21 protein-coding genes are annotated in these 20,915 nt (G+C 73.5%); 14 read left to right on the plus strand and 7 right to left on the minus strand.

Features of this window, described 5'->3' with window-relative positions; genetic code table 11:
- Positions 1 to 3: 3 nt before the first annotated feature.
- Positions 4 to 1,269 carry an MFS transporter gene (locus AC6EH9_RS09655; RefSeq protein WP_498422592.1) on the minus strand — a complete coding sequence of 422 codons (1,266 nt, stop codon included), beginning with the start codon at positions 1,267 to 1,269 and terminating at the stop codon, positions 4 to 6.
- Between the two features lie 268 nt (positions 1,270 to 1,537).
- Between AC6EH9_RS09655 and AC6EH9_RS09660 the strand changes: the two genes are divergently transcribed.
- The 3 genes from AC6EH9_RS09660 (at position 1,538) to AC6EH9_RS09670 (ending at position 5,163) form a co-directional block, all read left to right on the plus strand.
- Positions 1,538 to 3,361, plus strand: a complete 1,824-nt coding sequence (locus tag AC6EH9_RS09660) for an AMP-dependent synthetase/ligase (RefSeq protein WP_498422593.1) — start codon at positions 1,538 to 1,540, stop codon at positions 3,359 to 3,361.
- A gap of 51 nt (positions 3,362 to 3,412) precedes the next feature.
- Entirely contained in the window at positions 3,413 to 4,639 is a 1,227-nt protein-coding gene (hemW, locus tag AC6EH9_RS09665) for a radical SAM family heme chaperone HemW (protein WP_498422595.1), read from the plus strand.
- Positions 4,640 to 4,734: 95 nt separating this feature from the next.
- A complete protein-coding gene (locus tag AC6EH9_RS09670) occupies positions 4,735 to 5,163 on the plus strand; it encodes a TM2 domain-containing protein (protein ID WP_498422596.1) in 429 nt (142 codons plus the stop codon).
- 37 nt (positions 5,164 to 5,200) lie between these two features.
- Here the strand turns inward: AC6EH9_RS09670 and AC6EH9_RS09675 are convergent, their stop codons facing one another.
- A complete protein-coding gene (locus AC6EH9_RS09675) occupies positions 5,201 to 6,052 on the minus strand; it encodes a DUF3097 domain-containing protein (protein ID WP_498422599.1) in 852 nt (283 codons plus the stop codon).
- A 96-nt stretch (positions 6,053 to 6,148) separates the two neighbouring features.
- On the opposite strand from AC6EH9_RS09675, the gene AC6EH9_RS09680 reads away from it, so the two are divergent.
- Positions 6,149 to 6,760, plus strand: coding sequence for a GrpB family protein (locus AC6EH9_RS09680; protein WP_498422600.1), 612 nt, complete (start codon positions 6,149 to 6,151; stop codon positions 6,758 to 6,760).
- 28 nt (positions 6,761 to 6,788) lie between these two features.
- On the opposite strand, the gene AC6EH9_RS09685 is transcribed toward AC6EH9_RS09680, so the two are convergent.
- On the minus strand, positions 6,789 to 7,640 hold the full coding sequence (locus AC6EH9_RS09685) for an MBL fold metallo-hydrolase (RefSeq protein WP_498422601.1): 852 nt from the start codon (positions 7,638 to 7,640) through the stop codon (positions 6,789 to 6,791).
- A gap of 46 nt (positions 7,641 to 7,686) precedes the next feature.
- Positions 7,687 to 8,376: a DUF2470 domain-containing protein gene (locus AC6EH9_RS09690; RefSeq protein WP_498422602.1), complete on the minus strand. Its 690-nt coding sequence runs from the start codon at positions 8,374 to 8,376 to the stop codon at positions 7,687 to 7,689.
- Between the two features lie 139 nt (positions 8,377 to 8,515).
- Here AC6EH9_RS09690 and hrcA point away from each other — a divergent pair, with 139 nt between their 5' ends.
- The 3 genes from hrcA to AC6EH9_RS09705 are packed head-to-tail and all read left to right on the plus strand — an operon-like array spanning position 8,516 to position 11,543.
- A complete protein-coding gene (hrcA, locus tag AC6EH9_RS09695; RefSeq protein ID WP_498422603.1) occupies positions 8,516 to 9,538 on the plus strand; it encodes a heat-inducible transcriptional repressor HrcA in 1,023 nt (340 codons plus the stop codon).
- 57 nt (positions 9,539 to 9,595) lie between these two features.
- Positions 9,596 to 10,786: a molecular chaperone DnaJ gene (gene dnaJ, locus AC6EH9_RS09700; protein WP_498422604.1), complete on the plus strand. Its 1,191-nt coding sequence runs from the start codon at positions 9,596 to 9,598 to the stop codon at positions 10,784 to 10,786.
- A gap of 7 nt (positions 10,787 to 10,793) precedes the next feature.
- Positions 10,794 to 11,543 carry a 16S rRNA (uracil(1498)-N(3))-methyltransferase gene (locus AC6EH9_RS09705; RefSeq protein ID WP_498422606.1) on the plus strand — a complete coding sequence of 250 codons (750 nt, stop codon included), beginning with the start codon at positions 10,794 to 10,796 and terminating at the stop codon, positions 11,541 to 11,543.
- A gap of 19 nt (positions 11,544 to 11,562) precedes the next feature.
- Here the strand turns inward: AC6EH9_RS09705 and AC6EH9_RS09710 are convergent, their stop codons facing one another.
- The 3 genes from AC6EH9_RS09710 to AC6EH9_RS09720 all read right to left on the minus strand — a co-directional run bounded on the left by AC6EH9_RS09710 (position 11,563) and on the right by AC6EH9_RS09720 (position 14,424).
- Positions 11,563 to 12,600, minus strand: a complete 1,038-nt coding sequence (locus AC6EH9_RS09710) for a Gmad2 immunoglobulin-like domain-containing protein (protein WP_498422608.1) — start codon at positions 12,598 to 12,600, stop codon at positions 11,563 to 11,565.
- Positions 12,601 to 12,754: 154 nt separating this feature from the next.
- The gene (locus tag AC6EH9_RS09715; protein ID WP_498422609.1) at positions 12,755 to 13,882 is read right to left on the minus strand and encodes a Gmad2 immunoglobulin-like domain-containing protein; all 1,128 of its coding nucleotides are present in this window, start codon (positions 13,880 to 13,882) and stop codon (positions 12,755 to 12,757) included.
- A complete protein-coding gene (locus AC6EH9_RS09720; RefSeq protein WP_498422610.1) occupies positions 13,879 to 14,424 on the minus strand; it encodes a SigE family RNA polymerase sigma factor in 546 nt (181 codons plus the stop codon). The genes AC6EH9_RS09715 and AC6EH9_RS09720 overlap by 4 nt, the downstream gene beginning before the upstream one ends.
- A gap of 94 nt (positions 14,425 to 14,518) precedes the next feature.
- Between AC6EH9_RS09720 and AC6EH9_RS09725 the strand changes: the two genes are divergently transcribed.
- From AC6EH9_RS09725 to AC6EH9_RS09755, 7 genes are all read left to right on the plus strand, one after another.
- A complete protein-coding gene (locus AC6EH9_RS09725) occupies positions 14,519 to 14,869 on the plus strand; it encodes an HIT domain-containing protein (RefSeq protein WP_498422613.1) in 351 nt (116 codons plus the stop codon).
- A gap of 117 nt (positions 14,870 to 14,986) precedes the next feature.
- On the plus strand, positions 14,987 to 16,003 hold the full coding sequence (locus AC6EH9_RS09730; RefSeq protein ID WP_498422615.1) for a PhoH family protein: 1,017 nt from the start codon (positions 14,987 to 14,989) through the stop codon (positions 16,001 to 16,003).
- Positions 16,000 to 16,452, plus strand: a complete 453-nt coding sequence (gene ybeY, locus AC6EH9_RS09735) for an rRNA maturation RNase YbeY (RefSeq protein ID WP_498422616.1) — start codon at positions 16,000 to 16,002, stop codon at positions 16,450 to 16,452. The genes AC6EH9_RS09730 and ybeY overlap by 4 nt, the downstream gene beginning before the upstream one ends.
- 10 nt (positions 16,453 to 16,462) lie before the next feature.
- Positions 16,463 to 17,794 (plus strand): hemolysin family protein, encoded by a 1,332-nt coding sequence (locus AC6EH9_RS09740; RefSeq protein ID WP_498422617.1) that lies wholly within the window; start codon positions 16,463 to 16,465, stop codon positions 17,792 to 17,794.
- A complete protein-coding gene (locus tag AC6EH9_RS09745; protein ID WP_498422618.1) occupies positions 17,787 to 18,143 on the plus strand; it encodes a cytidine deaminase-like protein in 357 nt (118 codons plus the stop codon). Before AC6EH9_RS09740 ends, AC6EH9_RS09745 begins: the two co-directional genes overlap by 8 nt.
- 87 nt (positions 18,144 to 18,230) lie before the next feature.
- Positions 18,231 to 19,625, plus strand: coding sequence for an FAD-binding oxidoreductase (locus tag AC6EH9_RS09750; protein WP_498422619.1), 1,395 nt, complete (start codon positions 18,231 to 18,233; stop codon positions 19,623 to 19,625).
- Positions 19,622 to 20,899: a class I SAM-dependent methyltransferase gene (locus tag AC6EH9_RS09755; RefSeq protein ID WP_498422620.1), complete on the plus strand. Its 1,278-nt coding sequence runs from the start codon at positions 19,622 to 19,624 to the stop codon at positions 20,897 to 20,899. The genes AC6EH9_RS09750 and AC6EH9_RS09755 overlap by 4 nt, the downstream gene beginning before the upstream one ends.
- Positions 20,900 to 20,915 lie beyond the last annotated feature (16 nt).

Here is a 20,915-nt window from a genome sequence, read left to right on the forward strand (position 1 = left end):
CCCTCAGGCCTCGGTGTCGGCGTGGGCCGGGACGGTGGCCAGCGCCAGCACCGCGAGGAGCGCGGCGACGGCGAAGGCGTAGAAGCCCCACGGGTAGGCGATCCCGGCGGTCACCATGGCCCCGCCCAGGAACGGTCCGACGATCGCGCCGACGCGCCCCACGCCGGCGGACATGCCCAGCGCGGTGCCCCGGATGTTCGGTGGGTACAGGTGGCCGACGAACGCGTAGACGAGCACCTGGGCGCTGAAGACGAAGATCCCGGCGAGCATCACCGCGGCGTAGACCAGCAGCGAGCTGTCCATCCGCACCGACAGCAGCGCCAGGAAGATCGCGGAGAGCCCGAACCAGGCCAGCACCGTCGGCTTGTTGCCGCGCTGGTCGGCGATCGCGCCGGCGACCACCAGGCCGATCACCGCGCCGACGTTGAGCACCAGCAGCAGGCCGGTGCCGGCCTCGATCGAGTAGCCGGCCTCGCCCATGATCTTGGGCAGCCAGGTGTTGAGGCCGTAGACCAGCAGCAGGCCCATGAACGAGGCGACCCACAGGCCGAGGCTGATCCGCAGGTAGCGTCCGCGCACCACGTCCGCGGTGCCCACCGAGGCGACGGCTCCACCCTCGCGGCGGGTCTGGGTCGCGGCCAGGAAGGTCTCGGACTCGGGCAGCTTGGCCCACATCAGCGGCACGGTGAGCAGCCCCGCCACACCGCCGACGACGAACATCGACTCCCAGCCGAACGCGTCCACCAGCCACAGCGCCAGCAGCGCGGTCAGCACCGCGCCGACGTGGTAGCCGGTCATCATCCGGGTCATCGCGGAGCCGCCCCGTCCGGGCGGGGCGTACTCGGACATGTAGGCGAGCGCGGTCGGCAGGCAGGCGCCGAGCCCGAGCCCGGCCAGGAAGCGCAGCACGATGAACACGGTGACGTTGGGGGCGAACGCCACGGCCAGGGTCAGCAGCGAGAAGCCCGCGATCGAGCCGATCAGGCTGGTGCGTCGGCCGAACCGGTCGGTGAGCGGGCCGATCGTCACCGCCCCGATGCCGACGCCGACCAGGCCGATCGTGGAGGCCAGCGTCAGCGAGGAGTCGGTGAAGCCGAGCGCTCCGGTCTTCGACAGGGTCGGGATGACGGCCCCGAGCACGACGAGGTCGAACCCGTCGAGGGCGACGGCGATCCAGCAGAGCAGGACCGGCCAGAACCCGGTGGACGCGGCGCGGCGGCCGGTCCTCGGGCCCGGGTGGGCGGAGGGGGGTGCGGATTCGGTGGGCATGGCTCTCCTCGCCGAGACGGGCGGTCGTCGGGCGCGACCGCTCCAGGATGCGCTCCGTCACGGTCCAACCCGCCGGCGCCACGCGCGAGCATCGGCTTCCACTGAGCGGAAGCGCTCACCGACTCGGTGCTGGCTACCGGCAGGTAGAACTGGTGAGACGCGCGCGGATTCTGCCCCCATCGAGGGTCATTGTGATCTAGGTTACGGACATCGCAGTCTGTGGGCAGCCTCACACCGGTGGGGGCCCGCGGGAGGAGAGGGAACCCCGATGCCGATCACGAATGATGCGTCCTTCCTGGACACCATGCCGCGCAACGTCGCCGCCCAGTTCCTCGACCGGGTCGAGACCTCGGCCGCGCGCGAGGCCTACCGCTTCCCGCGGGGCGAGGAGTGGGTCTCGGTCACCTGGCGGGAGGTGGGGGACCGCGTCGCCGAGCTGGCCGCCGGCCTGATGGCCCTGGGCATCGAGCCCGAGCAGCGCGCCGGCATCTCCTCCAACACCCGCTACGAGTGGATCCTGGCCGACCTGGCGATCATGTCCGCCGGCGCGGCCACCACCACGGTGTACCCGACCACCAACGCCGACGACACGGCGTACATCCTCAGTGACTCCGAGAGCCGCGTGGTGTTCGCCGAGGACGACGAGCAGATCGCGAAGCTCACCGCGAACCGCGCCGAGCTGCCGCACGTCGCCAAGATCATCACCTTCGACGGGACCACCGACGGGGACTGGGTGATCTCGCTCGACGAGCTCGCCAAGCTCGGCCAGGGCTACCTCGCCGAGCACCCGGACGCGATCCGGGCGATGGCCGAGTCGATCCGCCCCGACCAGCTCGCGACGCTGATCTACACCTCCGGCACCACCGGACGCCCCAAGGGCGTGCGGCTGCGGCACTCCTCCTGGGTCTTCGAGGGCGAGGCGATCAAGGCGCAGGGCACGCTGTTCGAGGACGACCTGCAGTTCCTGTGGCTGCCGATGGCGCACAGCTTCGGCAAGGTGCTGCTCTCCACCCAGATGGCCTGCGGCTTCGCCACCGCCATCGACGGGCGCATCGACCGGATCATCGAGAACCTGGCCATCGTCAAGCCCACCTTCATGGGCGCGGCCCCGCGGATCTTCGAGAAGGCCCACGGCAAGATCATCACCATGCAGGCCGCCGAGGGCGGGGTGAAGGAGAAGCTGTTCACCCAGGCCTTCAAGGTCGGCCTCGAGGTGGACCGCCGCAACCGCGAGGGCAAGTCGATCCCGCTGGGCCTCAAGCTCCAGCACGGAGTGCTGGACAAGCTGGTCTTCGCCAAGGTCCGCGACCGCTTCGGTGGACGCGTCCGGTTCTTCATCTCCGGCGCCGCGGCCCTCAACCAGGAGGTCGCCGAGTGGTTCCACGCCGCGGGCATCGTGGTGCTGGAGGGCTACGGGCTGACCGAGACCTCGGCCGGCGCCTTCGTCAACCACCCGGAGAACTACCGCTTCGGCACGGTCGGCACCCCCTTCCCCGGCTCCGAGGTCAAGATCGCCGCCGACGGCGAGGTGCTGATCCGCGGCCCGCACGTGATGGAGGGCTACCACAATCTCCCCGAGCAGACCGCCGAGACGCTGCAGGACGGCTGGCTGCACACCGGTGACATCGGCGAGCTCGACGCGGAGGGCTTCCTCAAGATCACCGACCGCAAGAAGGACCTGTTCAAGACCTCGGGCGGCAAGTACATCGCCCCCTCCTCGATCGAGTCGCAGTTCAAGGCGATCTGCCCCTACGCCAGCCAGTTCCTGGTGCACGGCAACGACCGCAACTACTGCGTGGCGCTGGTGACGCTCGACCCCGAGGCGATGGCCGACTGGGGTGCGCGCAACGGGATGGAGGGCGCCTCCTACACCGACATCGTGCGCTCCGAGGCCGTGCAGAAGATGGTCGACGGGTACGTCGAGCAGCTCAACGCCCGCCTCAACCGCTGGGAGACGATCAAGAAGCACCTGGTGCTCGACCACGACCTCAGCATCGAGTCCGGTGAGCTCACCCCCTCGATGAAGGTCAAGCGCAAGGTCGTGGAGGCGAACAACCGAGAGGCCATCGAGCGCCTCTACGCCTCCTCCTGAGGAGGTTGACCGGCTGACGGCCGGTCCGACGCCGGTGGGAGGATGGGGGGCGTGCCCTCCACTCCTCCTCCCGGCGAGCCCGTGCCCGCGGACGGCTCGCTGCCGGAGTCCGCTCTGGAGGGGGTGGGCGCACGTCCCTTCGGGTTCTACGTCCACGTGCCGTTCTGCCGGGTCCGGTGCGGCTACTGCGACTTCAACACCTACACCGTCTCCGAGCTGGGCCCGGTCTCCTCGGCGCCGGGCGCCTCGCGGGCGTCGTACGCCGACGGCGTGGTCGCGGAGGTACGCCGCGCGCGCCGCGTGCTGGGCGAGCGTGACGTCCCGGTCGAGACGGTCTTCCTCGGCGGCGGCACCCCGACGCTGATCGAGCCCGGTGACCTGGCCCGGGTGCTGCAGGCGATCCGTGACGAGTTCGGCCTCGTGGCGGGCGCCGAGATCACCACCGAGGCCAACCCCGACAGCGTCACCCCGGCCAGCCTGGCGGCGCTGCGGGAGGCGGGGTTCACCCGGCTCTCGTTCGGGATGCAGTCGGCGGTGCCGCACGTGCTGGCCACCCTGGACCGCACCCACGACCCGCTGCGGGTGCCGCGGGTGGTCGAGGAGGCCCGCCGGGCCGGCTTCGACGAGGTGAGCCTGGACCTCATCTACGGCACGCCGGGGGAGTCGCTGGCCGACTGGCGCACCTCCCTGGAGGCGGCGCTGGCGTGCGGCCCCGACCATGTGTCCGCCTATGCGCTGATCGTCGAGGACGGCACCGCGCTGGCGCGCCAGGTGCGCCGCGGCGAGATCCCGATGCCCGACGACGACGACCTCGCCGACAAGTACCTCCTCGCCGACGAGGTCCTCGCCGCCGACGGGCTGCACTGGTACGAGGTCTCGAACTGGGCGCGCCGCGAGCGCAGCCAGTGCCGGCACAACGTCCTCTACTGGACCGGCGCCGACTGGTGGGGCGCCGGCCCCGGCGCCCACTCCCACGTCGGTGGGGTGCGGTGGTGGAACGTGCGCCACCCGGCCGCCTACGCGGCGCGGCTGTCCGACGACGTCAGCCCCGCCCAGGCGCGCGAGGTCCTCGGCGCCGAGGACCGACGCGTCGAGCGGGTGCTGCTGGAGATCCGGCTGCGCGCCGGGCTGCCCCTCGAGGTGCTCGACGCGGCGGGCCGGGCGGCCGTGCCCGACCTGGTCGCCCGGGGGCTGGTGGTCCCCGAGGGGGACCGGCTGGTGCTGACCACCCGGGGCCGGCTGCTGGCCGACGCGGTGGTGCGCGACCTGCTGCCCTGAGCCGACCCCGGGCGGAGGCTCGGGGTTGCCCCGAACGCCCCCGGACTTCGGTGTGATCGCCCCTCGGCGCGGCGTCGGCACACTAAGGTCGGAGCATGAGCCCAGGCCCCGACTTCAGCAAGCACCCCTCCGACGAGCCCGAGCCGTCGCCCGAGCAGCCGCACAGCGCCCCGCCGCCGCCGTACGGGGTGCCCCAGCCCGGCTACGGCCAGCCCGGCTACGGCCAGCCTCCCTACGGCGCGCCGGGCTACGGGCCGGGGATGGGCGTCCCGGCGCCGTACGGCGTGCACCCGGTCAGCGGGATGCCCTACTCGGACAAGTCGAAGCTGGTCGCGGGGCTGCTGCAGATCCTGATCCCGCTGGGCATCGGCCGCTTCTACATCGGCGACAGCCGCACCGGCGTGGCCCAGCTGCTGGTCACGATCTTCACCTGCGGCGTGGGCTCGCTGTGGCCCTTCATCGACGGGATCATGATGCTGGTCGGCAACCCGCTCGACGCCGAGGGCCGTCCGCTGCGGGGCTGACCCCCGACGGGCCGGCGGCGCCCGTGACCCGTCCGGGTCAGGGCGCCGTCACGAAGTCGATGAGCTCCTCGACCCGGCCGAGCAGCTCGGGCTCGAGGTCGGCGAAGGAGCCGACCTTGGACAGCACGTGCTTCCAGGCGCGCGCGATGTCGGCCTGGTCGCGGTGCGGCCAGCCCATGTGCTGGCAGATGCCCTTCTTCCACTCGATGCTGCGCGGGATCGTCGGCCACTGCTGCAGGCCGAGGCGGTCGGGCTTGACCGCCTGCCACACGTCGATGAAGGGGTGGCCGACGATCAGCACGTGCTTGCCGACCGGCGAGCGGGCGATGCCCTGGGCGATCCGGCTCTCCTTGGAGCCCTTGACCAGGTGGTCCACGAGCACGCCCACCTTGCGGTCCGGGCCGGGGCGGAAGTCGCGCAGGTGGTCGGCGAGGTCGTCCACGCCGCCCAGGTACTCCACCACCACGCCTTCGATGCGCAGGTCGTCGCCCCACACCTTCTCCACCAGCTCGGCGTCGTGGCGGCCCTCGACGAAGATCCGGCTCTGCCGGGCCACCCGGGCCGGGGCGTCGTGCACGGCGACCGAGCCGGACGCGGTGCGGGTCGGCTTCGCGGGAGCCTTGAGCCGGGTCGGGGGCGTGAGGATGACCGGCTTGCCCTCGAGCAGGAAGCCCGGCCCGAGCGGGAACGTGCGGCGCTTGCCGCGCCGGTCCTCCAGGGTCAGGGTGCGGATGTCGCGGTCGATCGCGACGACCTCGCCGCACCAGTCGGTGGTCACCTCCTCGACGACCAGGCCGAGCTCGGCCTCGGTCTCCACGGCGCGGCCGCGCTTGGGCGCGCGCCAGTCGGTGTTGAGGACGTTGGTTCCGTAGCGATCGCGGGAGGTCACCGGGCAACGCTAGGGCGCGCGAGCCTCATGGCCGGGCAGGGCACGCCGGTGAGACCCACTCCACGCGGCACGCCGGAGGCGGTTAGCGTCGTGGGCATGCCCAACCGCCTCGACATCGTCACCTTCCGCGACGAGCCGCCCCCGCCCGGGCGGTCGCCGTGGGTCCCCGGATCGGGGCCCTCGGTCGGGGTGGAGCTGGCCGCGCCCGATCCGGCCTGGGCGCGGCGCTACGAGGAGCTCGCCTCGCGGATCCGGGCCGCGCTGGGCACCCGGGTCCTCGACCTGACCCACGTCGGCTCGACCGCGGTCCCGGGGCTGATCGCCAAGCCGGTCATCGATATCGACCTCACCCTCGCCGACCCCGACCGCGAGGCGGCCTACCTGCCCGCTCTGGAGGCGGCCGGGTTCGAGCTGCGCGTGCGTGAGCCGTGGTGGCACGGGCACCGGATGCTGCGCAGCGAGCGGCCCGCGGGGCAGGTCCACGTGTTCGGCCCGGACAGTCCCGAGCCGCTCCGGCACCGGATCTTCCGTGACTGGCTGCGCGCCGACGCCGGCGACCGGGAGCGCTACGTCCGCGCCAAGCGGGCGGCCGCGCAGACGGCGGACGCGGAATCGCAGCTGGTGATGGACTACAACGCGGGCAAGGAGCCGGTGATCCTCGAGATCTACCAGCGCGCCTTCGTGGCGGCCGGCCTGCTCGAGGGCTGAGCTCGACGCGTGGCCGGCCCGGGCGCGCTCAGACCAGCGGCAGGTTGCGCTGGGCGCGCGGCAGGTGCGCATACCCGCGTCGTACGGCGTGGGCCAGGTCCTCGCGCGGGTAGGGCCACTCGGCGGCGGCGAGCGCCTCGTCGACGGGCACGCCGCGGGTGGACAGGTCGCGGATGGTCTCCGCCACCACGCCGATCGCGGCGCGCTGCTCCTCGACGAACTCCTTGCCCACCGGTGCGCCGTGGCCGGGGACGACGACCGTGGAGGCGGTGAGCAGGTTCAGGGTCAGGTCGAGCGCCAGCGGCCACTCCATCGGGTGGCAGTCCGCGCCGAAGCCCGGCACGCCGGACTCCTCGACGAGGTCGCCGGCGAGCAGCACGTCGACGTCGGGCACGCGCACCACCACGTCGCCGGCGGTGTGGCCCTTGCCGGGGTGGATCAGCTCGACCACGCGGCCGCCGCCGAGGTCGAGGGGCCAGACCGAGGAGAAGGTGTGGTCCGCGGCGACGATCTCGGTCGCCAGCACCTCCTCGCGGTGCGGGTCGTCCGGGTCGTCGCGGTAGGCCTGCTTGATCCGCTCGCCGGCGGCGACGGTGGCGGCCGCGGCGTCCTGGTGGGCGTGGATCGGCACCGCGCCGTACGCCGCGCGCATCGCCGCGTTGCCGAAGGTGTGGTCGAAGTGCTCGTGGGTGTTCACCACGGCCACCACGTCGCCGGCGCCCAGGGCCCGCAGATCGGCGATCACCTCGCCCGCGGCCGCGCTCGAGGCGTGGGTGTCCACGACCAGGAGCCCGTGCTCGCCGCCGATCGCGGTGACGTTGACGTCGAACCATGCATAGCGCGCGACCCAGACCCGGTCGGCCACCTCGGTGAACCTCATCTCACCACCCTAGGCGCGCGCCGGCCGGTGGGTGGGGGAGGGGCTCTCAGCCGAGGCCGGAGCCGAGCTCGCGGCTGAGCAGGGCGCCGAGCTCGGCGCGACTGCGGGCCGGCCGAGGGAACCAGAGCCGGTAGGTGTGCGCGCCGTCGACGTCGACCCAGTGCACCTCGACGCCGTCGCGGGTCAGGTCGGCGATGGCGGCGCCGGCCACGCTGCCCGCGCGCAGGCCGAGAGCCGTGGTCACGGTGTGGCGCAGCTCGGCGGGGTGGCCCTGGTTGGCGTGCTCGACCACGCGCCGCAGGTACCCGTCGTTCAGGTCGTGCTCGGTGCTGCGGAAGTGATCCAGGGAGACCCCGTGCGAGGACCGCGCGGTCCGCGCACTGACCCCATCCAGGTCCAGCTCGACCAGGAACGACGGCGGGCAGGGCGCGTGCCCGCGGCCCACCGGGCGCAGGCGCAGGGTCCCGGAGAGGGTGATCGAGGAGAGCGTGCTGCCCGACTCCGCCGCGAGGGTGAGGCGGGCCGCGCGCCCGCAGCCGGCGGCCAGCGCCAGCGCGCTGTCGGCCGGGCAGGTGAACGTCGGCACCCCGGAGGTGTCGCGGACCGCGAGGTCGACGATGTCGTCGAGGTGGCTGAGTCCCTCGACCTCCAGGGAGGCGGCGGCGGGGCACGAGAGCACCGAGCGGGCCTGTCCGGCCAGCGTGCTCGGGTCATGGGGCTGCTGGGTGGTGGTCATCGGTCTCCTCATCGACTTAGGGGAGCCTAACCTCACTTGCACCGGAACACCAGTGCTGTCTCACGGGCTTGTAGTCTTGGCACTCAGTAGGGATGAGTGCCAACGCGCTCAGCGTCGTCGGACCGAAGGGAGGCGTGACATGGTCGAGGACCGCAGACTCGCCGTCCTGCGTGCCATCGTCGAGGACTACGTGGCGACCGAGGAGCCGGTGGGGTCCAAGGCCCTGGTGGAGCGACACGGGCTCGGTGTCTCCCCGGCGACGGTGCGCAACGACATGGCCGTGCTGGAGGAGGAGGGGTTCATCACCCAGCCGCACACCAGCGCCGGCCGGGTGCCGACCGACAAGGGCTACCGGCTGTTCGTGGACCGGCTCACCACCCTCAAGCCGATGAGCGCCGCCGAGAGGCGCGCGATCGCGACGTTCCTCGACGGCGCCGTCGACCTCGACGACGTCGTCCAGCGCAGCGTGCGGCTGCTGGCCCAGCTCACCCGGCAGGTCGCCGTCGTGCAGTACCCCACCCTCTCGCGCAGCACCGTGCGTCACGTCGAGCTCGTCGCGCTGACGCCCTGCCGGCTGCTGGCGGTGCTGATCCTCAGCACCGGCCGGGTCGAGCAGCGCCTGGTCGAGCTGACCGAGCCGATCGGTGAGGAGCAGCTCGCCGCGCTGCGCACCCGCGTCAACCGGGCGGCCACCGGGGAGCAGATCTCCCAGGCCACCGCCGCGCTCGACGCGCTCGCCGACGAGGTGCCCCACGACGACAACGCGGTGACCGCGCAGGTGGTGGCCACGCTGGTCGAGGCGATGTCCGACCACCGCTCCGACGAGCGGGTCGCGGTCGGGGGAGCCGCCAACCTCGCCCGCTTCGGCGAGGGCTTCGACACCGCGATCCGTCCCATGCTCGAGGTCCTCGAGGAGCACGTGGTGCTGCTCAAGCTCCTCGGCGAGGCGACCAGCGGCGGGGCCGTCACCGTGCGGATCGGCCACGAGGGCCCCTACCAGGAGCTCGCCAGCACCAGCGTCGTCGCCACCGGGTACGGGCCCGGGGAGCAGGCCCTGGCCACCCTGGGCATCGTCGGACCGACCCGGATGGACTACCCGGGCACGATGGCCTCGGTGCGGGCCGTGGCCCGCTACGTCTCGCGGATCCTCGACGAGGCCTGACCCCTCCTCCAGCAGCCGCCACCAGCCAGCAACCAGCAGCAGAACAGGAACCCCACCTTGAGTCAGGACCTCTACGAGCTCCTCGGCGTCGACCGCGACGCGGACCCGGACGCCATCAAGAAGGCCTACCGGCGCCTTGCCCGGCAGCTTCACCCGGACGTGAACCCGGACCCGGAGACCCAGGAGCGCTTCAAGGAGGTCTCGCGCGCCTACGAGGTGCTCTCCGACCCGCAGAAGCGGGCGGCCTACGACCGCGGCGGCGATCCCTTCGGCGGCGGGGACGGCGGCTTCGGCCAGGGGGCGGGCTTCTCCTTCACCGACATCATGGACGCCTTCTTCGGGGGCAACGCTCCCGGCGGCCAGGGCGGCGGCCGCGGTCCGCGCCCGCGCGTGCGGCGGGGGCAGGACGCGCTCATCCGGCTCGAGATCGACCTGGCCGAGGCGGCGTTCGGCGTCACCCACGAGCTCAAGGTCGACACAGCCGTGGTCTGCACCACCTGTCACGGCGACGGAGCCGCCCCGGGCAGCGAGCCGGTGACCTGCGAGACCTGCCGTGGCGCGGGCGAGGTCGCCCAGGTCCAGCGCTCCTTCCTCGGCGAGATCCGCACGCTGCGCCCCTGCCCGGCCTGCCGCGGCTTCGGCTCGATCATCCCCGAGCCCTGCCGCGACTGCTCCGGCGACGGACGGATCCGCTCGCGCCGCAACCTGACCGTGAAGATCCCGGCCGGCGTCGACACCGGGACCCGGGTGCAGCTGCCCGAGCAGGGCGAGGTCGGTCCCGGCGGCGGCCCGGCCGGGGACCTCTACGTGGAGATCCACGTCCGGCCGCACGAGGTGTTCACCCGCGAGGGCAGCGACCTGCACTGCACCGTGTCGCTGCCGGTGACCGCGGCCGCGCTTGGCACCACGCTGACGCTGCCCACGCTCGAGGCCGACGTGCTCGCCGAGGGCCAGGACAAGCAGACCGACCTGGAGACCGAGTTCGAGCTCGAGATCCGTCCCGGCACCCAGTCCGGCACCGAGCAGGTGCTGCGCGGGCGCGGCGTCCCCGGTCTGCGCGGGCTGGGTCGTGGCGACCTCGTGGTCACCGTGGTGGTCGAGACGCCGACGCGCCTGGACGAGCGCCAGAAGGAGCTGCTCTTCGAGCTCGCCGCGCTGCGCGGCGAGGAGGCGCCCAGCGGCAACGTCGGGCCGGGGCAGCACCGCACGCTGAAGGACCGGCTGCGCAACGCCTTCCAGGGCCGCTGAGCAGGAGATGACGCTTCCGGTCCACCACCTGCCCGAGCTGGCGGCCTCGGGGGTCCCCGAGGCCGGCCGGCTGGTCGAGGTCACCGGTGACGAGGCCCACCACGCGGTCGCCGTACGGCGGCTGCGGGTGGGGGAGCAGGTCGTGCTCACCGACGGCGCCGGCACCGCCGTCACCGGCGAGGTCGTCGGCACCGGCAAGCGGCTGTTCACCGTGACCGTGCTGGCCGCCGAGGTCTCGCCCCGGCCGGCCCCGGAGCTGGTGGTGGTCCAGGCCCTCCCGAAGGGGGAGCGGGGCGAGCTGGCGGTGGAGATGCTGACCGAGATCGGCGTGGACGTCGTGGTGCCCTGGGCCGCCTCGCGCAGCGTGGCGGTGTGGCGCGGCGAGCGGGCGGCCAAGTCCCTGGCCAAGTGGCGCGCCACCTCCCGGGAGGCGGCCAAGCAGGCGCGGCGCAGCTGGTTCCCGCAGGTCCGTGAGCTGGCCTCGACCGCGGAGGTCGTCGAGCTGATCGGCTCCGCCGACCTGGCCGTCGTGCTGCACGAGGAGGCGGTCGAGCCGATCGGCGGCCTGGCGCTGCCCACATGCGGACGCGTCGTGCTGGTGGTGGGCCCCGAGGGTGGCGTCGCCGAGGACGAGATCGCGGCCTTCGGGGCCGCGGGCGCCCGTCCGATCCGGCTGGGCCACGAGGTCCTGCGCACCTCCACCGCCGGGGTGGCCGCCTGCGCGGCCCTGCTCGCCGGCTCCCCGCGCTGGGCCTGACCCGCGGGCCGGCTCGGCGCTACCTGACGACGACCGTCTTGGTGTCCCGAGTGGGGCCGGCACCCTCCCCGGAGGGCTCGTCGGTGAGGGCGACGAAGGTGTACCGGCCCGGAGCCAGCCCGGACACGTCGACCTCGGCCTGCCAGGGGTAGAGCCGGTCCATCCAGCCGGCCGCGGTCGCGAAGCCGGATCGCACGACCTGCGATCGGCGCCGCAGCTCCCACGGCACGGTGGCCTCGAACGAGCTGGCCAGACCCCGGGCGGTGAACGAGCCCCGGACCCGCTGGCCGTGGCGTGGCCAGGTGACGTTGGCCAGCGCCAGCACGTCCAGCGCAGGGGCGGCGGCGAAGCCGCGCCGGCGCTGCAGGCCGAGGACCGGCACCTGCTCGGTCCCCAGCAGGAACCTCACCCGGGCGCGTGAGCGCCCGGCGCCCTGGAGGGTGCGGACCAGCTGCTGTACGGCGAGCCGCGCCTGGCGCCGGGTCATCGCCTCCGGACGCTGGGTCCAGCTCCGGTCGCTGAGCCGCACCGAGTAGCGCCCGGTCCGCCCGGTGCCCTCGAGGCTGACGCTCTCGAGCGCGCCCGCGGGGAACAGCGAGCGGTAGTCGGGGTCCAGCGCCTCGCCCGCCGTGGTCAGTGCGGCGGCGGCCCCGACCGGGTCGGCGGCGGCGACCCGGCGCAGCTCACGGAACAGCCGGGGGCCGCCGGGGGCGTCCCCGACGAAGTACACCGGGACGGTGACGGTCTCGGGCCTCGTGCCGGGGGCGCGCCGGGGGGCCGCCCCGGGCGCCTGCCCGCGCGCGCCGGGACGCGCGGAGCGGCTGACCCGTGGCTCGACCCGGTCGTCGGAGGAGGCCTCGGGGGAGGCATCGGTGGAGCCGGCCGAGGCGCCGCTCGGCGGCGGGGACACCGGGCGCGCCGGCGTGCCGGACGCCGAGGGACCGCCGTCGGCCCGGGGCTCGGAGTCCTCGCCGCACCCGCTCAGCAGGGAGAGCGCGAGGGCGCCGGCCACGAGGGCGGCGGTCGCGGTGGCGGCAGGGCGGGCGGGGTGTCTCATCGACGTCCTTTGATCTGGTGCGGGAGAGCTGGTGCGGGAGAGCTGGTGCGGGGAGAGCGGGTACGGGGAGAGCGGGTACGGGGAGAGCGGGTGCGGTGCTGGCTGGTGCGGTGCTGGCGGGGCCGGTGCCGGTGGGGGACCGGACCGGCGGCACTCACTCCACGACGATCGTGCGGGTGTCCTCGGTGGGGCCGAAGCCCTCCTCGCCGCCACTGGGGTCGTTGGTCATCGCCGCGAACGTGTAGCGCCCCGGCGCCAACGCGGAGACGTCGATCTCGGCCCGCCAGGGGTAGAGCCGGTCCATCCACCCCTCCGCGGTCGTGAAGCCGCTGTCGACGACCGTGCTGCCCTGGCGGATCTCCCAGGGGACGGTCGCCTCGACGGAGCTGGCGACGCCCTCGGCGGTGAACGACCCGGAGACCCGCTGGCCCTCGGCGGGCTCGGTGACGCTGGCCAGCGCGAGCACCTCGAGCGGGTCCCCCTGGGTGAGTGGCTTCGCGGCGCTCACCCCGAGGACGGTGGCGCTGGGCTGCCCGTCGAGGAGGAGCTGCACGGGCGCGCGCACCTGCAGGGCGCCCTGGACGGTGTAGAGCAGCTGCTCGACGGCCAGCGACGCCTCCTGCTGGGACATGCCCGAGGGCCGCTCGCCCAGGGCGACGTCCGGGCCCGCGGCGAGGTCGACGGTGACGACGTCCGGCTCCTGGCCCTCGGCGGTGACCGCGCGCACGGAGACGTCGGCCGGCCACAGGGTGCGGTAGTCGGGGTCGTCGGCCGTGCCGGCGATCGTCAGCGTCGCGGCGGCCAGGCCGAGGTCGGGCTCGGTCGTCTGCTGGAACTCCCGGAACAGCCGCGGGCCCTGGGGCGCGTCCGCGGCGAAGTAGACCGGCACCACTGCCGACCCGGCCGACGGCGTCTGGCTGGGGCTGCCCGCGGGCGTCCCGGTCGGCGTCTCGGGCGTCTCGGGTGACTCGGGCGCCGCGGCGCTGGTGGCCGGCCGGCTGGCGTCCGCCGAGGCCGGGGCGTCGTCCCCGCCGCCCAGCTGTCCGCCGAACACCGCGACGGCGACGATCACCGCGGCGGTCGCACCGGCAGCGCCGCCGACGGCATAGAGCCAGGGACGTCGACTGCTCATGGGGGTCACCTTCGTTCGGTTGCGGATGGAGTCGAGGCGGTGAGCGGGCTCGATGTCCGAGACCGCCCCGGAGAGCAGCTCGCCGAGCGCCGCGTCCTGCGGGGACGGGTCGAGGGGACGGTCGTCGGGCCCGGGCGGGCGGTGGCTCATCGGTGCTCCTCCAGCAACGGACGCAGGGCGGCGGCGCCGCGCGAGGCATGGCTCTTGACCGCGCCGCGGCTGATCCCCAGGGTCGCCGCGATCTCGGCCTCGGACAGGTCGAGGTAGTAGCGCAGCGCCAGCACCTCGCGCTGGCGCTGGGGCAGGGCACGCATCGCGTCCAGCACGGCGGTACGGCGTGCGGCGGCCAGCGCGCCCGCGTCCGCGCCCGGCGCGTACCCCGCCGGCGCCGCGGCCTCGCGCCGTACGTGGCGATCGACCACGGCGCCGTGGCGCAGCACCGACCGGGAGCGGTTGACGACGCTCTGGCGCAGGTAGGCCAGCGCCTTGTCGGGGTCGCGCAGCCTCGACCAGCGGGCGTGCACCGCGACGAACGCGTCCTGGACGACCTCCTCGGCGGTGGCCGGCTCGCGCACCAGCAGCACCGAGAGCCGGACCAGCTGGCGCCAGTGCACGGCGTAGAGCTGCTCCAGTGCGGTGTCGGCGTCCCCCCACGCCGGGCCCTGGCCCGGGGAGTCCGGTCGCGGGGTCACCGCGAGGCTCCGTGACGTGAGGGGCGCATGGGTCATCACGGTAGTGGGACGCGCCGGGCCCGGACGCGGTTGACACGCCCCTAAGGTGTGAGACATGACTGCCTCCCCCGACTGCCTGTTCTGCGGCATCGTCGCCGGCGCGGTGCCCGCGACGATCGTGCACGAGAGCGAGACCACCCTCGCCTTCCGCGACATCAACGCCCAGGCGCCCACCCACGTGCTGGTCGTGCCGCGCAGCCACCACGCCGACGCTGCGGCGCTGGCCGCCGCCGAGCCGACCGTGCTCGCCGACCTGCACCGGGCGGCGGCCGAGATCGCCGAGGCCGAGGGGCTCGAGGGTGGCTACCGCAGCGTCTTCAACACCGGTGCGGCCGCCGGTCAGACGGTCTTCCACGCGCATCTGCACGTGCTGGGCGGTCGCCCGCTCGCCTGGCCTCCCGGCTGAGCGCGCCGGTGGCGGCAAAGTCGCGGGCCTCCGGCTCGGCGGACCACGTAGCATGGACGGGGCGCCACGACCAGGTGCGCCCGACCGCCTACAGGAAGGCCGCCCGCCCGGGCATCCATGACTGACACGCAGCGCGACAAGCCGGACAGCACGACCAACGTGGTCCGTCACACCGTGACCGTCCCCGCCAGCATCAACATGGTGAGCCTGCTCGGGCCCGGCGACGAGCACCTGGGCCTGGTCGAGAAGGCCTTCGCCGCCGACATCCACGTGCGCGGCAACCAGATCACCCTGGAGGGCGAGCCCGGCGAGGTCGCGCTCGCCGAGCGGCTCCTCGACGAGGTGGTGACGATCATCCGCACCGGTCAGGGGATCACCCCCGAGACCGTCGAGCGAGCGATCGACATGCTGCGCGCCGAGACCACCGAGCGGCCCGCCGACGTGCTGAGCCTCAACATCCTCTCCAACCGCGGGCGCACGATCCGGCCCAAGACGCTGAACCAGAAGCGCTACGTCGACTCCATCGACAAGCACACCATCACCTTCGGCATCGGCCCGGCCGGCACCGGCAAGACCTACCTGGCGATGGCCAAGGCGGTCCAGGCGCTGCAGGCCAAGCAGGTCACCCGGATCATCCTGACCCGCCCGGCGGTCGAGGCCGGCGAGCGGCTCGGGTTCCTGCCCGGCACCCTCAGCGAGAAGATCGACCCCTACCTGCGCCCGCTCTACGACGCGCTGCACGACATGATCGACCCCGAGACGATCCCCAAGCTGCTCGCCGCCGGCACCATCGAGGTGGCGCCGCTGGCGTACATGCGCGGGCGCACCCTCAACGACGCGTTCATCATCCTCGACGAGGCGCAGAACACCTCGCCCGAGCAGATGAAGATGTTCCTCACCCGGCTGGGCTTCGGCTCCAAGATCGTGGTCACCGGCGACGTCACCCAGGTGGACCTGCCGGGCGGCGTGAAGTCCGGGCTGCGCGTCATCGAGGGCATCCTCGGCGACGTCGACGACATCGTCTTCAACCGGCTCACCAGCTCCGACGTCGTACGCCACCGCCTGGTCGGGCGGATCGTGGCGGCCTACGACGAGGCCGACGCCCGCGGCGAGCTGAAGGAGGGCCGGCGGTGAGCATCGAGATCCTCGACGAGTCGGGTCACGGCCTGGACGTCGCCCACCTCTCCGCGCTCGCGCGCTTCGTGATGGACCGGATGCGGGTGCACCCGATGGCCGAGCTGTGCATCAAGGCGGTCGACGAGCCCACCATCGCCCAGCTCAACGCGCAGTGGATGGAGAAGGAGGGGCCCACCGACGTGCTCGCCTTCCCGATGGACGAGCTGCGCCCCGGCCTGGTCAACGAGGAGCCCGAGGAGGGGGTGCTGGGCGACCTGGTGCTGTGCCCCGACGTCGCCGCGCGCCAGGGCGAGACGGCCGGGCACGGCACGCTCGCCGAGCTCGAGCTGCTCACCGTGCACGGGATCCTGCACCTCCTCGGCTACGACCACGCCGAGCCGGAGGAGCACAAGGAGATGTTCGGGCTGCAGGACGAGCTGCTCGCCGCGTGGCGCGCCCGATCCTGACGAGCCGCCGATGATCCCCTCCGACGTCTGGCTGGTGCTCTCGGCGTCCGCGCTGGTGCTTCTCGCCGGGCTGTTCTCCGCGGCCGACGCCGCGGTGGGCGCCTTCTCCCACGCCCGCGCCGAGCAGCTCGTGGCCGAGGGACGCCCGGGCGCCAAGCGGCTGCTGACGCTGCTCGACGACCCGCCGCGCTACCTCAACACCGCGCTGCTGCTGCGGCTGCTGTGCGAGACCTCCGCGATCGTGCTGGTCGCGCTGCAGGTCCACGACGCCTTCGACGGGGCCTGGTGGCCGGCCGTGCTGGTCGCCACCGGTTCGATGCTGGTCGTCTCGTTCGTGGTGATCGGCGTCGCGCCGCGCACCCTGGGCCGCCAGCACGCGGAGCGGATCGCGCTGCTCTCGGCGCTGCCGCTGAGCGTGGTCACCACGGTGCTGGGGCCGCTGCCGCGCCTGCTGATCCTGCTCGGCAACGCGATCACCCCCGGCAAGGGGTTCCGCGAGGGCCCGTTCTCCACCGAGACCGAGCTGCGCGAGCTGGTCGACCTCGCCGAGGCCTCCGCGGTGATCGAGTCCGGCGAGCGCAAGATGATCCACTCCGTCTTCGAGCTCGGGGACACCTCCGCGCGCGAGGTGATGGTGCCGCGCACCGACGTGGTCTACATCGAGCGCTACAAGAACCTGCGCCAGACGATGAGCCTGTTCCTGCGCAGCGGGTTCTCCCGGCTGCCGGTGGTGGGGGAGAACCTCGACGAGATCGTCGGCTTCGCCTATCTCAAGGACGTCGCGCAGCGGGAGTTCGAGGAGCCGGGCATCGACATCGCCGAGCGGATCGAGACCCGGATGCGCCCGGCGCACTTCGTGCCGGACTCCAAGCCGGTCGACGAGCTGCTCTCGGAGATGCAGGCGCGCCGCCAGCACATCGCCGTGGTCGTGGACGAGTACGGCGGGACCGCGGGGCTGATCACGATCGAGGACATCCTCGAGGAGATCGTCGGCGAGATCACCGACGAGTACGACGAGGCCGGGATCGAGGTGGAGACGCTGCCCTCGGGCCTGACCCGGGTCTCCTCGCGCTACCCGATCGGCGACCTCGACGAGCTCTTCGGCATCGACGTGGAGGACGAGGACGTCGACAGCGTGGGCGGCCTGATGGCCAAGCACCTGGGCCGGGTGCCGATCCCGGGGTCCAGCGTCGTGGTGCACGGGCTGCGCTTCGAGGCCGAGGCGCCGACCGGGCGCCGCAACCGGATCTCGACGGTGCTGATCAGCCCGGTGGCCGAGGAGCCGGAGACCGCCGAGGAGCGGTCCGCGACGCTCGAGCACTACCCTGACGCGCATGCCTGAGACCCCGCCGCAGCCGCTCGCCGCCGAGGACCAGAAGCTGGTCACCCTGGCCCGGACCACCCGCGCCCGGGTGCGGGCGGCGGAGGGCGCCGCGGTCCGCGACGCCGACGGGCGCACCTACGCCGCGGCCACCGTGGACCTGCCCTCGCTGCAGCTGTCGGCGCTGCAGGTGTGCGTCGCGATGGCCGTCGCCTCCGGTGCCCGTGGCCTGGAGGCGGCCGTGCTGCTGGGCGAGGCGACCGAGCCGACCTCGCCCGACCTCGCCGCGCTCGCCGACCTGGCCGGCCCCGGGATCCCGCTCCACCTCGGGGACCCCCGCGGCGCCCTGGCGGCGACGTACCGCTCCTGAGGGGCGCCCTCAGCGCGGCCCCCGGCGGCGGAATCGGCCCGCGATGAGGTGATGCGCGGACGACCCGGGCTCGCTACTGTGCCAGAGGTGAGCTCCGCAATCGGGTGGGAGAGCCACCGTGCCGCGGTCGCACGACTCCTGGAGTCGTACGACGCGCTGCCGCCGGGCGCACCCGTCCGGCTCGCCAAGCGGACCTCCAACCTGTTCCGGCCCCGGGCCGCGGCCGGCACCGGCCTGGACGTGAGCGGGCTCGGCGCGGTGATCGAGGTCGACGCCGAGGCTCGGGTCGCGCAGGTGCAGGGGATGTGCACCTACGAGGACCTGACCGCGCTCACCCTGCGGCACGGCCTGATCCCGCTCGTCGTGCCGCAGCTGCGCACGATCACCCTCGGCGGGGCGGTCACCGGGCTGGGCATCGAGTCCACCAGCTTCCGCAACGGGCTGCCGCACGAGTCGGTGCGGGAGATGGACGTGCTCACCGGCGCCGGCGAGGTCGTCACCGCGCGCCCCGACGGTGAGCACGCCGACCTCTTCGACGCCTTCCCCAACTCCTACGGCTCGCTCGGCTACGCCGTCCGGCTGGCCATCGAGCTGGAGCCCGTCGCCTCCTACGTCGCGCTGCGCCACGTCCGCTTCGACGACGCCAAGCAGCTCGCCGAGGCGCTCGAGGAGATCGTCGCCACCCGCGCCTGGCACGCGCAGCCGGTGGACGCCCTCGACGGCACCGCCTTCTCGCCCGAGGAGCTCTACCTGACCCTGGCGACCTGGACCCACGAGCCGGGTCGCACACCGCCCAGCGACTACACCGGCCAGCAGATCTACTACCGCTCGATCCGCGAGCGCGAGCGGGACCTGCTCACCATGCACGACTACCTGTGGCGCTGGGACACCGACTGGTTCTGGTGCTCGGGGGCGTTCGGGCTGCACGACCCCCGGGTGCGCCGGGTCTGGCCCCGGCGCTGGCGCCGCTCGGAGGTCTACCACCGGCTGGTCGGGCTGGACCGCCGGCTGGGGGTCGTGGACCGGCTGGACCGGCGCGCGGGCCGGCCCCGGCGCGAGCGCGTGGTCCAGGACGTCGAGGTGCCGCTGGACCGGCTGGCGGAGTTCCTGGAGTGGTTCGACGCCGAGGTCTCGATGCGCCCGGTCTGGCTGTGCCCGCTGCGGCTGCGCGAGCCCGGCGGGCCCGGCACCGCCCGCAGCTGGTCGTCGTACCCGCTCGAGCCTGCGACGACCTACGTCAACGTCGGGTTCTGGGGCACCGTCCCGGTCGGCGAGGACGCCCCGCAGGCGCCTTTGAACCGGGCCATCGAGGCCCGCGTGCACGAGCTCGGCGGGCACAAGTCGCTCTACTCCGAGGCGTTCTACGACCCCGCCACCTTCGACCGGCTCTACCACGGTGAGCGGCTGGCTGCGGTGAAGGGCCGCTACGACCCCGACGACCGGCTGACGACCCTCTTCGACAAGGCGGTGAGAAGCAGATGAGCACATCCGAGGACCTGAGCATCGGCGAGGCATTCGGCACCCTGATGCCCGAGAGCCTGAATGTCCGCTTCACCGCCTACGACGGCAGCAGCGCCGGCCCGGCCGACGCGCCGGTGGCCATGCACCTGCGCAACGAGCGCGGCCTGTCCTACCTGCTCACCGCCCCCGGGGACCTCGGCCTGACCCGTGCCTACGTGAGCGGGGACCTCGAGCTGCGCGGCGTGCATCCGGGGGATCCCTACGAGGCGCTGCAACGGCTGCTGAGCACCGAGCGCCTGCGCCGGCCGACACCGGCCGAGGCGCTGCGGGTGCTGCGCGGGCTGGGGCTGCAGCACCTGCGCCCGCTGCCGCCCCCGCCCCAGGAGCACCTGCCCCGCTGGCGTCGCGTGGTCGAGGGAGTGCGCCACCCGCGCGCCCGCGACGCGGACGCGATCGGCCACCACTACGACGTCTCCAACCGGTTCTACGAGCTGGTGCTCGGGCCGTCGATGACCTACACCTGCGCGCTGTACCCGACCGCGGACGTCACCCTGGAGGACGCCCAGCGCGAGAAGCACGACCTGGTCGCACGCAAGCTCGACCTGCGCCCCGGCCAGCGGCTGCTCGACGTGGGCTGCGGCTGGGGCGGGATGGTCCTGCACGCCGCCCGCGAGTACGGCGTCCGGGCGCTGGGCGTGACGCTGTCGCGGCAGCAGGCCACCTGGGCGAAGGAGGCCATCGACCGGGCCGGGCTCGCCGACCTGGCCGAGGTGCGCCACCTGGACTACCGCGAGGTGGTGGAGTCGGGGTTCGACGCGGTCAGCTCGATCGGGCTGACCGAGCACATCGGGGTGCGCAACTACCCGGCCTACTTCGCCTTCCTGCGCGACCGGCTGCGCCCGCAGGGGCGGCTGCTCAACCACTGCATCACCCGCGCGCACAACCGGCCCCAGCCGACCGGCGCGTTCATCGACCGCTACATCTTCCCCGACGGGGAGCTGACCGGCTCCGGGCGGATCATCACCGAGGCTCAGAACGCCGGGCTCGAGGTGCAGCACGCGGAGAACCTGCGTGAGCACTACGCGCTCACGCTGGCCGGCTGGTCGCGCAACCTCGTGGCGCACTGGGACGAGTGCGTCGCGGAGGTGGGCGAGGGCACGGCACGGGCCTGGGGCGTCTACCTGACCGGCTCGAGGATCGGCTTCGAGCGCAACCAGATCCAGCTGCACCAGGTGCTCGCCACCCGCACCGACGAACAGGGCCGCTCCGGCTTCGGCCTGCGCCCGACCTGGTAGCGGCCGGGCCGGGTTG

This window comes from Nocardioides sp. Z21_20, from assembly GCF_059766585.1.